This is a genomic window from Novosphingobium sp. FSW06-99 (genome assembly GCF_001519065.1).
Taxonomy (GTDB): Bacteria; Pseudomonadota; Alphaproteobacteria; order Sphingomonadales; family Sphingomonadaceae; genus Novosphingobium.
On record NZ_KQ954255.1, the window covers coordinates 385811 to 399951 of the forward strand.

Below are 14141 nucleotides of genomic sequence, written 5' to 3' on the forward strand. Positions count from 1 at the left end.
TTCTGGGGAGGATATCATTGCGGCGTGCCTTTGCGTGGCTGATAGGTCTGGTCGGGGCCCGGAAAGCTGCGCGCGCGCACTTCGGCGGCATAAGTCTGCACCGCATTGTCGATGGTTGCGGCGATGTTTTCATAGACTTTGACAAAGCGCGGGACGCGCTCGAACATGCCCAGCATGTCTTCGGTCACCAGCACCTGGCCGTCGCATTGCGCCGAGGCGCCGATGCCGATGGTGGGGCAGGCGATGGCGCGGGTGATCGCCACCGCGATCGGTTCGACCACGCCTTCGATCACCACGGCAAAGGCCCCGGCGGCATCGAGTGCGCGCGCATCGGTCAGGATCTTGTCCGCCTCGGCGGCGCTGCGTCCGCGCGCGTTGTAGCCGCCCAGCACGTTGACCGCCTGCGGTGTCAGGCCGACATGGCCCATCACCGGGATGCCCCGGCGCACCAGAAAGGCCACCGTTTCGGCCATTGCCTCGCCACCTTCGAGCTTGATTGCGGCGCAGCCGGTTTCCTTGAGCACGCGCGCGGCGCTGGAAAAGGCCAGTTCGGGCGAGGCTTCGTAGCTGCCGAACGGCATGTCGACGACCACCGCCGCGTGATAGCTGCCGCGCACCACCGCCGCGCCATGGGCGATCATCATGTCGAGCGTGACCGGCACGCTCGACGGCAGGCCATAGATCACCTGGCCCAGCGAATCCCCGACCAGTAGCAGATCGCAATGCGCATCGAGCAATTGCGCCTGCCGCGCGGTATAGGCGGTCAGCATCACGATCGGCTCGGCGGTCACGCCATCGACCTTGCGTTCGCGGACCTGCGGCACGGTCAACCGCTTCATCGGCGCGGGCGTGGGATGCGCCCGGCTGGTGGATGTATCGAGCTGGAACGTTGTCGACATGGTCTTTTCCCACTCTTTTGGCAGCGAATGCCTTGCCTTCGTGTCTGACCCGAACCTGGCGGTTCGGGAAGTCGGCACCGGCCCGCTCCCCACCTGACCACCCACGTAAGTGTATGTTATTGGGCGGTCGGGTGGGGGAGCGGGCTGGTGCCGACTTCGAAACGCGCCCTTTCGCGCGTTTCGAGTCAGACCCTTAACCGGCCAGACGTCAAGGGCAAGGGGCAGCGGCAGGCAAAAAGCTCTTTGCCGGGGGCGGGCATGCGGCTAGCGTCGCGCGCCATAACCTGGTTTCGATTGCAATCAGGTCCGTCCGGCAGGTTGCGCCGGAGCGGGCCGAGATCTTGCAATGACCAAGGCGGGAGAATTCAATGTTTGGTCGCGTCAAATCACTCGACGCCATTCTAGCCACGGCCGAGAAGAAATCGCTGCATCGGTCGCTGGGTGCGTTTCAATTGACCATGCTGGGGGTTGGGGCCGTCATCGGCACCGGGATTTTCGTGTTGACGGCAGAGGCCGCGCAAAAGGCGGGGCCGGGCATGATGCTCAGCTTTGTGATTGCCGGGTTCGTCTGTGCGGTGGCGGCTTTGTGCTATGCCGAAATGGCCGCGATGGTGCCGGTTTCGGGGTCTGCCTATACCTACAGCTATGCGGTGATGGGCGAACTGGTCGCCTGGATGGTCGGCTGGGCGCTGATCCTGGAATATGCGATTGCGGCGGGTGCGGTGTCGGTCGGCTGGTCCGGCTATATGATCGGGTTCGTCCAGAACAGTTTTCACATAATCGTGCCGCTCGAACTGGTGCGCGGGCCGTTTGACGGCGGGCTGATCAATCTGCCGGCGATGGCGATTGCGGCGATCATCACCGTGCTGCTGGTGCTGGGCACCAAGGAAAGCGCGACGGTCAACGCGGTGCTGGTGGCGATCAAGATTGCCGCGCTGACGCTGTTTGTGGCGCTTACGCTGCCGGTGATCCGCTCTGGCCAGTTCGTGCCGTTTGCCCCGCTCGGGTTTACGGGCATTTCGGGCGCGGCGGCCTCGATCTTTTTCGCCTATGTCGGGTTCGATGCGGTGTCGACCGCCGCCGAAGAGACCACCAATCCGCAGCGCAATATGCCGATCGGGCTGATCGGCAGTCTGGCGATCTGTACGGTGTTCTACATGCTGGTGGCCGCAGGGGTGATCGGCACGGTGGGCGCACAGCCGGTGTTCGGGCCGGGGCATGTCGCGCTCGATCCAGGCACGCCCGCGCTGTCGCAGGCCTGTTCGCTGATCCATGACAACGCGGTGGTCTGTTCGAAGGAAGCGCTGGCGTGGACCTTGCGGTCGGTCGGCCATCCGTTTGTCGGCTGGCTGGTCGGTGCGGCGGCGATTCTGGCGCTGCCCTCGGTGATCCTGATGATGATGTTCGGCCAGACGCGCATTTTCTTTGTGATGAGCCGAGACGGGCTGCTGCCCGAATTCTTTTCGAAAGTGCATCCGAAATTTCACACCCCGCACGTCATCACCATCCTGACCGGCATCTTCGTGGCGCTGTTCGCGGCGTTCTTTCCGGTTGGGCTGCTGGCCGATGTGTCGAATTCGGGCACCCTGTTCGCCTTTGCCGCGGTGTCGATCGCGGTGATGGTGCTGCGCGTGACCGATGCCGGGCGCCATCGTCCGTTCCACACCCCGGCGGTGTGGGTGATCGCGCCGATCTCGATCCTGGGCTGCCTGTACTTGTTCTACAGCCTGTCGGCGGCAACGGTCGAACTGTTCATCGGCTGGGCGGCGCTCGGCCTGGTGGTCTATTACGCCTATAGCCGCAGCCGCAGCCACGTCGGGCGCGGACTGACCGAAGTGCACGAAGAAGACGCCGATCTGCCGCCTTCATCGGTGCCGCCGATTCTCTGACGGATCTGTTTTTCGGCAAATTCTGCGGGCCGGGGAGCAACAGTTCCCCGGCCCGTTTGCTGTTGCGCAATCGGCAAATGAGAACATAATAGGAACATGGATCGATTCGCAGCCTCCGTATCATTCCTCCCCGGCACGGGGAGGGGGACCGGCAAAGCCGGTGGAGGGGCGCTGCCTCTACAGAACGCCATGCGCGGGGCGATCCCACTCCACCATCCCGCACGTGCCTCCTGCCGCCACACCGAACTGTTCGCCTCTGCCGATGAGGCAAGCGGCGCCGCGCTGGCACTGGCCCTGGCGCGCGATGCCATGGACGATCCGGCCGATCATCGCCCGTGGCTGTGGGTGCAGGACCGGGCGGCGATCCGGCTGTCGGGGCGGCCCTATCGCCCCGGCCTGCCCACGGGGCTGCGCCATCGCCTGATCCATGTCGCCGCCCCGCGTGCCGAAGATGCGCTGTTCGCGCTGGAAGAGGGGTTGCGCTGCCGCGATCTGGCCTTTGTCATCGGCGAAGTGGCGGGCAATCCGGCGGCGCTGGATTTCACCGCGTCGCGTCGGCTCAGCCTGGCGGCGGAACGCCATGGCGTGCCGTTGTGGATGGTGCGGCTGTCGGCGCGGCACGATCTGGGCTCTGCGCGCATGCGCTGGGACGTTGCCGCCGCGCCCAGTCCGTCGCCGCGCTGGAACCGGGATGCCCCTGGCGATCCGCGCTGGCGCGCCGATCTGTTCCGCGCGCATGTGTTTCAACCCGGTCAATGGATAGTTGGTGATGATGGAGAACGGCACAGCCTCGCCGTCTTCGCGACGGATCATGGCGGCGTGGTGTCCGACGCTGGCGATCGATCGCTGGCGGCTGGGTCAGGACAGGCCTGATCCGTCCGCGCCGCTGATCCTGATCGGCGAAACCGCACATGGGCCGCGTATTACCGCCGTCAGCCCCCCGGCGCGCGCCGCGGGTGCGCGCCGGGGCATGTTGCTGGCCGATGCGCGCGCACTGGCGCCGGGGCTGGTAGTGCATCCCGCCGATCCCGCCGGGGATCATGCCTTCCTCGAAACGCTGGCGCTGTGGGTACAGCGCTGGGGGCCGTGGAGCGCGCTGGACGCGCCCGACGGACTGATCGTCGATGTGACCGGGGTGGCGCACCTGTTCGGTGGCGAAGACGCGCTGATGGTCGATGCCCGTGCCTGTTTTGCCGCGCGCGGGTTGCAGGTGCGGCTGGCGATCGCGCCCACGGCGGGGGCGGCCTGGGCACTGGCACATCATGGCCCCGACCGGTCTGCGCTGGCCGAGGGGGGCGATCCGCTCGATGCCTTGCGCGATCTGCCGGTGGCGGCGCTGCGGCTGGATGATGCGGTGCTGCTGCTGCTCGACCGGTTGGGGCTCAAACGTATCGGCGATCTGGCCGCGATCGGTCGGTCCGCGCTGGCGCGGCGGTTTCGCGACCGGCGTGCGCCTGCGGCCAATCCGCTGGTGCGGCTCGACCAGTTTGCCGGGCGCGTGCCCGAACCGATCCTGCCGGTCATCGCCGCGCCGGTGCCGACGGTGCTGCGCCGGCTGATCGAACCGCTGCGCCATCGCGATCTGCTCGACCGGGTGGTGGCCGATCTGGCGCTGGCGCTGGCACGGCGGCTTGAAGCGCACGGGCAGGGCGCGCGGCGGCTCGACCTGACTTTGTGGAAAGTCGATGGCGGGGTGTTGCGGCGCGCGCTCGAACTGGCGGCGCCGACCCGCGATGCGGCGCATATCACCCGGCTGTTTGCGCACAAGCTGGACGATTGCGACGCCGGTTTCGGCATCGAGGTGGTGCGGCTGTCGGCGCCCTGGGCCGAACCGCTGATGCTGAGCCAGACCGATCTCGAGGCATCGGCGCAACAGCACGGCACCAGCCTGGCGGCCTGTATCGACCGGCTGACGGCGCGGTTGGGGGCTGCGGCAGTGGCCATGCCGGTGCCGCGCGCCAGCCATCTGCCCGAACGCGCGCAAGGCTGGGTCACCCCCGATCCGACGCGCGCGATGCAGGAGGAACTGGCGTTCCACGCCCGCCCGCTCAAACTGCTCGACCGCGCCGAACCGATCGCGGTGATCTATGAGGCGCCCGACGGATTGCCGCGCCTGTTCCGCTGGCGCGGCGCGGTGCACGAAATCGCCCGCGCCGAAGGCCCCGAACGGATCGCGCCCGAATGGTGGCGCGAAAAAGGCGGGGCGCGGCTGCGCGATTACTATCGCATCGAAGACAGCAGCGGGCGCCGTTACTGGATCTATCGCCGGGGCCTGCCCGGCGACGGGCGCGGCGGTGTGCCCGAATGGTTTCTGCAAGGCTTGTGCGGATGACCGGCGTGGCAAATCGAACGCCGGTTATAGCTCCACGATCGATGCGTCATCGCGTGCGCCTGCGTGCGTGCGGTGCATAGACTGCGGTGTGAACACTGCGTGGAGCGGCGAGGATGGCGAATTGAGCGGGCGGCGTGTGGCATGGCTCGATCTGGCGCGCGGGCTGGGGGTGGTGCTGGTGGTCGCAGGGCATGCCGAACGCGGGCTGGTGTCGGCGGGGATTGCCACGGGCGCGGGCTGGCGCACGTTCGATCTGGCGCTCTATACCTTTCACATGCCGCTGTTCATGGTGCTGGCCGGGTTGAATGTGCCCGGATCGCTGCGGCGCGGGGCGGGCGATTTCCTGCGGGCCAAAGTGTCGACGATTGCCTGGCCCTATGTGTTGTGGTCGCTGGTGCAGGGGGTGCTGATGGTCCGGTTGTCGGGGATGACCAACGGCCATGCCGACTGGTCGGCGCTGGCGATGATCGCGTGGCGGCCGATTTCACCGTTCTGGTTCCTCTATGCGCTGATGGTCTATATGACCGTGATCGCGTTGGTGGGGGTGCGCGCGCGTGTGCTGATCCCGCTGGCGCTGGCGGGCATGGTCGCCAGCCAGTTTCTCGATGGCGATCAGATCGCACACCAGGTGTGTTACCAGGCGGTATTTTTCGTCACCGGCGTGCTGGCGGCCGATACGATCAGGGGCTTGCGCGCGCGCACGGCGTTGCTGGTGCTGCCCGCCGCGATCGCGCTGTGGGTCATCGGCTGCCTGGTGATGCCGTTGTCTGGCGAGGCGCCCTATCTGAAACCGGCGGCATTGCCGGCCGCGATCGGCGGCATCGCGGCCATGCTGGCGCTGTCGCGGTTGCTGGCACAGACCGGCGCGCGCGCGCTGTTCGTGCCGCTGGGAACGGCATCGATGGCGATCTATGTCATGCATATCCTGGGCACGGCGGGCGCGCGCACGGCGCTGATGCACTTGCATGTGCCGCATTGGGCCGGGCTTTACTGGATCGTGTGCACGATGACAGGGGTGGTCGGGCCACTGCTGGTGCATCGCCTGCTGGCGCGGTTCGGGCTGCTGCCGCTGTTTGGCCTGGGCCCCCGCACGCGGCGCGGTCCGGTGCGCCCGCCGCCGGTAATCGCCATGGCGGCCTTGAGAGGGTGAACCCGCTATTTCGCCGCCGGCAGGATCAGGTTCCATTGCTGTTGTTGCCCCCGGCTGCGGCCATAATCGATCAGGCAGGCCATATAGTCGGGAAAATACTGCTGCGGCGGGTTGGGGACGCTGACATCGACCGCCTGCCACGCGGTGCAGGTCTGGCGCGTGCCGTTGGCGGCATAGACATGGTCTGCGGGGGCGGGGCCCAGCGTGCCGGTGGCGGTGTTGTCGTCGTGGTTCGACAGATAGGCCATGTGCAATTGGCCCTGGGCCAGATCGACGCGATCCTGCACCAGCCCGACCGACAGGTTGTAGATCTGCGTTTCCAGAATATCCTCGACAATCCGGTCGAGAAAGCTGGCGACATCCCATTTGGCGGTGGCCACGGGCGGATTGGCGGGGTCGGCGGGACTGGTCGCGAGCGAGGTGTTGACCAGCAGCGTAACCGCGCGCGCATCGGTGCGGTCGGGCACGAACACGCCGACTTTGGCGCCCCCGTCGATGAACATGTGCTGGTGCACGCTCTGCCCGGCCTCGCCGATCACGGCAAAGCGCAATTGCACCGGCAGGGTCTGCACCGGCACCGACGATGAGGCGATCATCGCCGCGACATAGGCATCGCGCACCGCGTCCATGCCCACGGCCTGCCCGTCCCGATCGAAGGCCGACAGCGCCAGCCGCGTCAGATCGAGCGCATAGCCGTTGCCATCGTCATAATCGGCCGCCCCGATCAGCAGCGCGCGCTGGGCACAGCCCTGCAAGGCGATCTGCGCGATCGTATCGGGGCTGATCAGATCGCGCAGCCGCGTGCGCAGCGGCGTCAGATCGGCCAGCGCGCCCTGTTCGATCAGGGTCAGCCCCTTGGTCAGCAGTCCGCTGCTGCCCGGCACGGTCAGATGGGCAATCTCGGCCTCGTCATGGATGGCATAGGCCAGCGCCAGGTCTTCCAGGCTGGAATGGCCGGGCACCGGTGGCGATGCGCCGATCGCGCCGGGCAGCGCATGCACTGCCAGCGCACCGGGGTTGAGCCAGCCATACGTGCGGTCGGCGGGCACCGGCTGGCGGGCCAGGAACACGAATGTCGCCTGCAACGCGCCGGTGCTGATCCCGGTGACGATCTGCGCCTCTTCGGGCAAAGCACCGACATCCTGCAGCCCGAGCAGCAACCCCGCGCCAAACGTGCCGTGCGCGCCGCCGCCCGACAGCACCACGATGGCATCCTTGCGCATGGGCACATCGCGGGTCAGCGCGGGATGTGCGGCGGCAAGCGCCGCGCATTTGGCGGCGTTGGCGCCATCGGCATGGTCGGCCGCGAGCAGGCGGCGCGATCGCGCATAGATCGATCCGGTGGCGGGCCTGCCACTGGTGGCAACGGCGCGCGCCGCGAACAGTTCGTTGCTGTTCACCGCGATCGGATGGGCAGGGATCACCGCCTGGCTGGCCAGCGCGGGCCGGTCGATCTGCGGCAGTTTCAGCGCGCAACCGGCCAGCATCGGCACCAGCAGGATGCCCAGCCATGCCTTGCGCATCATCGTGTTCATGGCCGTTCCCCCCGGTTGCCGCGCCGCGCCCATTCAAGAGTTTCCACCGGATTGTGCAAGGGGAAAATCGCCCGCGTTCCATCTTGCCCGCCTGGCCACTGGCCTTGGTGAAAAATGGAACATATAAGGAACAAATGACCCAACTCAGCACGCTCGAAAAACTGGCGATCCTGGCCGATGCGGCAAAATACGATGCCTCGTGCGCGTCATCGGGCACCACCCGGCGCGACAGCCGGTCGGGCAAGGGGATCGGATCGACCGAAGGCATGGGCATCTGCCACGCCTATGCGCCCGATGGGCGGTGCATATCGCTGCTCAAGGTGCTGTTGACCAACCACTGCATTTTCGACTGCCACTATTGCATCAACCGCAAGAGTTCGAACGTGCGCCGCGCGCGGTTTTCCCCGCAAGAGGTCGCCGACCTGACGATGACGTTCTATCGCCGCAACTATATCGAGGGGCTGTTCCTGTCGTCGGGCATCATCAAGAGTTCCAGCCACACCATGGAACTGTTGATCGAAACCGCCAGGATCCTGCGCGAAGAGCATGAATTTCGTGGCTATATCCATCTCAAGACAATTCCCGAGGCCGATCCCGATCTGGTGCGCCGCGCCGGGCTCCATGCCGACCGGGTGTCGATCAATGTCGAATTGCCCACGGTCGCCGGGTTGACCCGGCTGGCGCCCGACAAATCGGCGCCGCGCATCGAGGGCGCGATGGATCTGATGGCGGGTGCGATTGTCGAAGGGCGCGATGCGCGGCGGCGTTTCCGCCATGCCCCGCGCTATGCCCCGGCCGGGCAATCGACGCAGATGATCGTCGGCGCCGATGCGGCCAGCGATGCCGATATCATCACCCGCTCGTCGGGGCTCTATGGCCGGTTCGGTCTGCGCCGGGTCTATTATTCGGCGTTCAGCCCGATTCCCGATGCCAGCGCGGTGCTGCCGCTCAAACGCCCGCCGTTGCTGCGCGAACACCGGCTGTACCAGTCCGACTGGCTGATGCGGTTTTATGGCTATGGGCTCGACGATGTGCGCGCGGCAACCGGTCCGGGCGGGATGCTGCCGCTCGATATCGATCCCAAGCTGGCCTTTGCGCTGAAATTCCGCGACCGCTTTCCGGTCGATGTCAACCGCGCCCCGCGTGAGGCGCTGTTGCGCGTGCCGGGGCTGGGAGTGCGCGCGGTGGCGGCGATCCTGTCGGCGCGGCGGCAACGGCGGCTCGATCTGGCCGATCTGGCGCGGCTGACCGTGTCGCTGACCAAAGTGCGCCCGTTCATCATCGCCGCCGACTGGCGCCCGGTGGTGCTGGCCGATCGCGCCGATCTGCGCGCAGTGGTGGCGCCGCGCCGGGGCGAACAACTGGAACTGTTTGCATGACCGGCACAATCGCCCGCGTGACCATGGCGATTGGCGCACCCGATGATTTCGACGGCTGGCGCGATGGCGCGCGGCGGCTGATCCAGGCCGGGGTGGCGCCCGACCGGGTGGGCTGGTCGGTGCCGGGGCAGGCGGCGCGCGATCTGTTTGCGGGCGATGATCCCCCCGCGCCGCGCGCCGATGCGCCGCCGGTGCGTGCCTCGCGCGATTTTCTCGATCTGGCCGGGCGGGCCGCGCTGCACCGTGATCCGGGCCGGTTCGATCTGCTCTATCGTGTGCTCTGGCGGTTGCAGGCCGTGCCCCGGCTGATGGCGGACCGGGCCGATCCCGATGTGCGGGCGATCGATGCGCTGGCCCGCGCGGTGCGGCGCGACATGCACAAGATGCGCGCTTTCGTGCGGTTTCGCGTGGTGGAAACCGGGCAAGGCGAACATTACGTCGCATGGTTCGAACCCATGCACCATATCCTGCGCGCCAATGCCGGGTTTTTCGTGCGCCGGTTTGCGGCGATGCGCTGGTCGATCCTCACCCCGCAGGGCGCGGTGCATTGGGATGGCGCCGCGCTGCACGAAGGGCCCCCGGCCAGCCGCACCGATTGCCCGGCGGGCGATCCGGCCGAGGCGCTGTGGCGCACCTATTACGCATCGATCTTCAACCCGGCGCGGTTGAAAATCGATGCCATGGTCAAGGAAATGCCGCGCCGGTACTGGAAAAACCTGCCCGAGGCCGATCTGATTCCCGAACTGATCGCCTCTGCCCAGGCGCGCGAGGCGGCGATGATCGCGCTGGGCGGGGACAATGCCGGTCGCCCGCCCGCCACGCTGGCCGCGCTCGATGAAGCGGTGGCGGCGTGCCGTCGCTGTGCGATCGGGTGCAACGGCACGCGCGCGGTGCCGGGCAAGGGGCCACCCGATGCGCGGCTGATGATCGTCGGCGAACAGCCCGGCGATCACGAGGAACAGGCCGGGCACCCTTTCGTGGGCCCCGCCGGGCACGTCCTGCGCCAGCACGCCGATGCCATCGGGCTGAACCTGGCGGTGGCGCGGCTGACCAATGCGGTGCGCCATTTCAAGCATGTGTCGCAGGGCAAACAGCGCCTGCACCAGACCCCCACCGCGCGCGAGATCGATACCTGCCGCTGGTGGCTCGATGCCGAACGCGCGCTGATCCGCCCGCGCGTGATCGTGGCGCTGGGGGCCAGCGCGGCGCGGGCGATACTGGGCCGCACCATCGGGGTGCAGCAGGAACGCGGGCGGTTGATCGCGCTGGACGATGGCGCGCGGCTGGTGATCACCAGCCATCCGGCGCACCAGTTGCGGCTGGGCGAGGCGGCGCGGGCGGACGAGGCGGCGCGCTTTGCCGCCGATCTGGCGCTGGCGGCGCGGGGCTGACCGGCGATGCCCGAATCCGCGCTCACCCCCGAACGCCGCCATGCCGTGCCCACCGGGCCGGGCGCACCGGCGCGGGCGGATTTTGTCGAGCTGGGGCTGATGAGCTGTTTTTCGTTTCTGCGCGGGGCGTCGGATGCGGTCGATCTGGTCACCACCGCGCGCGCGCTGGGCTATGACGCGATCGGCATTGCCGATGCCAATTCGCTGGCCGGGGTGGTGCGCCTGCATGGCGAGGCGCTGGCGCTCGGCCTGCGCCCGGTGATCGGCTGTCGGATCGAAACCACCGAAGGACTGTCATTTCTGGCCTATCCGCACAATCGCGCCGGCTATGGCCGCCTGTGCCGGCTGATTTCGCAGGGCCGCATGGCCACGCCCGATGGCGATTGGCAGGACAAGGGGCAATGCGACATCACGCTGGCGATGCTGGCCGCGCATGGCGCAGACATCGCGCTGGTGGCGATCCCGCCGCGCGATCTGGATCAGCCGCTGACGATCATGGTGCCGACCAATGTGACAGCCCTTCCCCTGAAGGGAGAGGCGCATGATCCACCGGTCATGACCAGCCTGTCCACCGATTTTGCCGGGCTTGTCCCCCATCTTGTCCACAGCCTGCCGACAATGCGGCATATCGCGGTATGCCATTTCCATCAGGGCGACGATGTCGCGCGGATCAACGCGATCGATGCGCTGGCGCGGGCGCACGGGCTGGATCTGCTGGCCACCAACGATGTGCTCTATCACGAACCGGCGCGGCGCCCGCTGCACGATGTGATGACTGCGATCCGCCACCGCACCACCGTGGCCGCCGCCGGGCACCGGCTGGAACCCCACGCCGAACACCATCTGAAATCGCCCGCCGAAATGATCCGCCTGTTCGAACGCTGGCCCCATGCGATTGCCGCCGCGCGCGCGCTGGCCGATGCCTGCACGTTCGCGCTGACCGAACTGCGTTACGAATATCCCGAGGAAATCTGCCCCGACGGGCGCGATCCGCAAGGCTGGCTGGCCGAACAGACCTGGATCGGCGCGGCACAGCGCTATCCCGACGGCGGGCCCGAGGCGGTGGCGCAGACGCTGCACCGCGAACTGGCGCTGATCGGCAAGCTGAACCTGGCGACGTATTTCCTGACGATCAAGGACATCGTCGATTTCGCGCGGTCGCAAAACCCGCCGATCCTGTGCCAGGGGCGCGGATCGGCGGCCAATTCGGCGGTGTGTTATTGCCTGGGCATCACCGCGGTCGATCCGGCCCGCCACGCGCTGCTGTTCGACCGGTTCATTTCCGAAGAGCGCAAGGAACCGCCCGATATCGATGTCGATTTCGAACACGAACGGCGCGAGGAAGTGATCCAGTACATCTATCGCCGCTATGGCCGCCATCGCGCCGGGCTGTGCGCCACGGTGATCCATTATCGCCCGCGCATGGCGATCCGCGAAGTGGGCAAGGCGATGGGCCTGACCGAGGATGTGACCGGCGCGCTGGCCCGCACGGTATGGGGCAGTTGGGGCGGCGAAGTGGGCGCGCGCAACGTGGCGCAGGCCGGGCTCGATCTGGCCGATCCGCATCTGCGCCGGGTGATCCGGCTGGCCGAACAGATGATCGGCATGCCGCGCCACCTGTCGCAGCATGTCGGCGGGTTCATCCTGACCCAGGGCCCGCTGATCGAAACCGTGCCGGTGGGCAATGGCGCGATGCCCGATCGCAGTTTCATCGAATGGGACAAGGACGATATCGACGCGCTGGGCATCATGAAGGTTGATGTGCTGGCGCTGGGCATGTTGACCTGCATCCGCAAATGCCTCGATCTGCTGGGCGCGCACCATGGCCGCGATCTGACGCTGGCCAGCGTCCCGCGCGAAGATCCGGCGGTTTACGACATGCTGTGCCGGGGGGATTCGCTGGGGGTGTTTCAGGTGGAAAGCCGCGCGCAGATGAACATGCTGCCGCGCCTGCGCCCGCGCGAATTCTATGATCTGGTGGTGCAGGTGGCGATCGTGCGCCCCGGCCCGATCCAGGGCGACATGGTGCACCCCTATCTGAAACGGCGGCGCGGCGATGAACCGGTGATGATCCCCGCGCCCGATCCGCACCACGGCCCGCCCGATGAACTCACCGCGATCCTGGGGCGCACCTATGGCGTGCCGATCTTTCAGGAACAGGCGATGAAGATCGCGCTGGACGCGGCGCAGTTTTCCAGTCTGGAGGCGAACCGGCTGCGCAAGGCGATGGCCACGTTCCGCAGCCGGGGCATGGTGCACGAACTGGAAGAGATGATGGTCTCGCGCATGATCGGGCGCGGCTATGACCCCGATTTTGCCGTGCGCTGTTTCAACCAGATCAAGGGTTTCGGCGAATATGGCTTTCCCGAAAGCCACGCCGCCAGCTTTGCCCACCTGGTCTATGTGTCGAGCTGGCTGAAATGCCATTACCCGGCGGCGTTTGCCTGTGGCCTGCTCAATTCGCAGCCGATGGGGTTTTACGCCCCTGCACAGATCGTGCGCGATGCGCGCGATCATGGTGTGACGGTGCTGCCCCCCGATGTGAACCACAGCGAATGGGATTGCACGCTGGAACGGCAAATCGTTGACCCCGCCCCATTGGGGATGGGTTGGGAAGGGGTGTCTGCAAGTTCGCATGGTGGCACGCCATACCGGCCGCAAACACCCCCACCCAACCCTCCCCCTGAGGGGGAGGGCTTTGCGTGCGGTGACGGGGGGCGGGCGGTTCGGGCGGAGCGTCATGCGCTGCGGCTGGGTCTGCGCCAGATCGATGGGCTGGCGCAGGTCCATGCCGCCGCGCTGATCGCCGCGCGCCAGCACGAGGGGCCCTATCACGATCTGGCCGATCTGCGCGCGCGCGCCGGGCTGTCGCCGTCGGTGATCGAGCGGCTGGCCAGCGCCGATGCGTTCGGATCGATCGGCATTTCGCGCCGCGAAGCGCTGTGGCACGCGCGCAGCCTGATCGCCGCGCCCGATCTGCCGCTGTTTGCCGCGATGCGCGCGCGCGACGAAGGGATAGAGGCGGTGCGGACGCGCCTGCCGGTGATGCCCGCGGGCGAGGAAGTGGTGGCCGATTACCAGACCCTGCGCCTGTCGCTAAAGGCGCACCCGATGGCATTCCTGCGCGCGCGCCTGGCCGAACGCGGTTTCCTGCGCGCCGCCGATCTGCGCACCCGCAAAAGCCACGCCATGGTCCATGTCGCAGGCGTGGTGCTGGTGCGCCAGCAACCGGGCAGCGCCAAGGGCGTTTGCTTCATCACGCTGGAAGACGAAACCGGGGTGATCAATCTGGTGATCTGGCCCGACCTGAAAGAAAAACAGCGCAAGGTGGTAATGGGCGCCCGCCTGATGGAAGTGCGCGGCCGCGTCGAATACGACGACGAAGTGATCCACGTGATCGCCGCCCACCTGACCGACGCCAGCCACGACCTGGCCCGCCTGTCCCACCAGCCCTTCGACCCCGCACTGGCCCGTGCCGACGAAGTGGCCCGCCCGATCCCGGCGCCGACACGCGGGCATCCGAGGGATATGCTGGTGATCCCGAGGTCACGGGATTTTCATTGATT

9 protein-coding genes are annotated in these 14141 nt (G+C 67.2%); 7 read left to right on the top strand and 2 right to left on the bottom strand.

What is annotated here, in order from left to right; genetic code table 11:
* Nucleotides 1-14 precede the first annotated feature (14 nt).
* Nucleotides 15-899 (bottom strand): 3-methyl-2-oxobutanoate hydroxymethyltransferase, encoded by an 885-nt coding sequence (panB, locus tag AQZ49_RS10595; protein ID WP_067615296.1) that lies wholly within the window; start codon nt 897-899, stop codon nt 15-17.
* Between the two features lie 368 nt (nt 900-1267).
* On the opposite strand from panB, the gene AQZ49_RS10600 reads away from it, so the two are divergent.
* The 4 genes from AQZ49_RS10600 to AQZ49_RS10615 all read left to right on the top strand — a co-directional run bounded on the left by AQZ49_RS10600 (nt 1268) and on the right by AQZ49_RS10615 (nt 6270).
* The gene (locus AQZ49_RS10600) at nt 1268-2788 is read left to right on the top strand and encodes an amino acid permease (protein ID WP_067615297.1); all 1521 of its coding nucleotides are present in this window, start codon (nt 1268-1270) and stop codon (nt 2786-2788) included.
* 189 nt (nt 2789-2977) lie between these two features.
* Nucleotides 2978-3661 carry a hypothetical protein gene (locus AQZ49_RS10605; protein WP_067615299.1) on the top strand — a complete coding sequence of 228 codons (684 nt, stop codon included), beginning with the start codon at nt 2978-2980 and terminating at the stop codon, nt 3659-3661.
* On the top strand, nt 3558-5120 hold the full coding sequence (locus AQZ49_RS10610; protein ID WP_231739182.1) for a DNA polymerase Y family protein: 1563 nt from the start codon (nt 3558-3560) through the stop codon (nt 5118-5120). The genes AQZ49_RS10605 and AQZ49_RS10610 overlap by 104 nt, the downstream gene beginning before the upstream one ends.
* Before the next feature lie 88 nt (nt 5121-5208).
* Complete coding sequence (locus AQZ49_RS10615; protein ID WP_197411003.1) at nt 5209-6270, top strand: acyltransferase family protein; 1062 nt, start codon at nt 5209-5211, stop codon at nt 6268-6270.
* A 5-nt stretch (nt 6271-6275) separates the two neighbouring features.
* Here AQZ49_RS10615 and AQZ49_RS10620 read toward each other — a convergent pair whose 3' ends face one another.
* Nucleotides 6276-7805, bottom strand: coding sequence for a patatin-like phospholipase family protein (locus tag AQZ49_RS10620; protein WP_067615306.1), 1530 nt, complete (start codon nt 7803-7805; stop codon nt 6276-6278).
* 134 nt (nt 7806-7939) lie between these two features.
* Here AQZ49_RS10620 and AQZ49_RS10625 point away from each other — a divergent pair, with 134 nt between their 5' ends.
* From AQZ49_RS10625 to AQZ49_RS10635, 3 genes are read left to right on the top strand one after another with little or no spacing between them, the layout of a single operon-like run.
* The gene (locus AQZ49_RS10625; RefSeq protein WP_067615308.1) at nt 7940-9184 is read left to right on the top strand and encodes a putative DNA modification/repair radical SAM protein; all 1245 of its coding nucleotides are present in this window, start codon (nt 7940-7942) and stop codon (nt 9182-9184) included.
* Nucleotides 9181-10575 carry a UdgX family uracil-DNA binding protein gene (locus AQZ49_RS10630; RefSeq protein ID WP_067615310.1) on the top strand — a complete coding sequence of 465 codons (1395 nt, stop codon included), beginning with the start codon at nt 9181-9183 and terminating at the stop codon, nt 10573-10575. Before AQZ49_RS10625 ends, AQZ49_RS10630 begins: the two co-directional genes overlap by 4 nt.
* Before the next feature lie 6 nt (nt 10576-10581).
* Complete coding sequence (locus tag AQZ49_RS10635; RefSeq protein WP_067615312.1) at nt 10582-14139, top strand: error-prone DNA polymerase; 3558 nt, start codon at nt 10582-10584, stop codon at nt 14137-14139.
* The last annotated feature ends 2 nt before the right edge of the window (nt 14140-14141 follow it).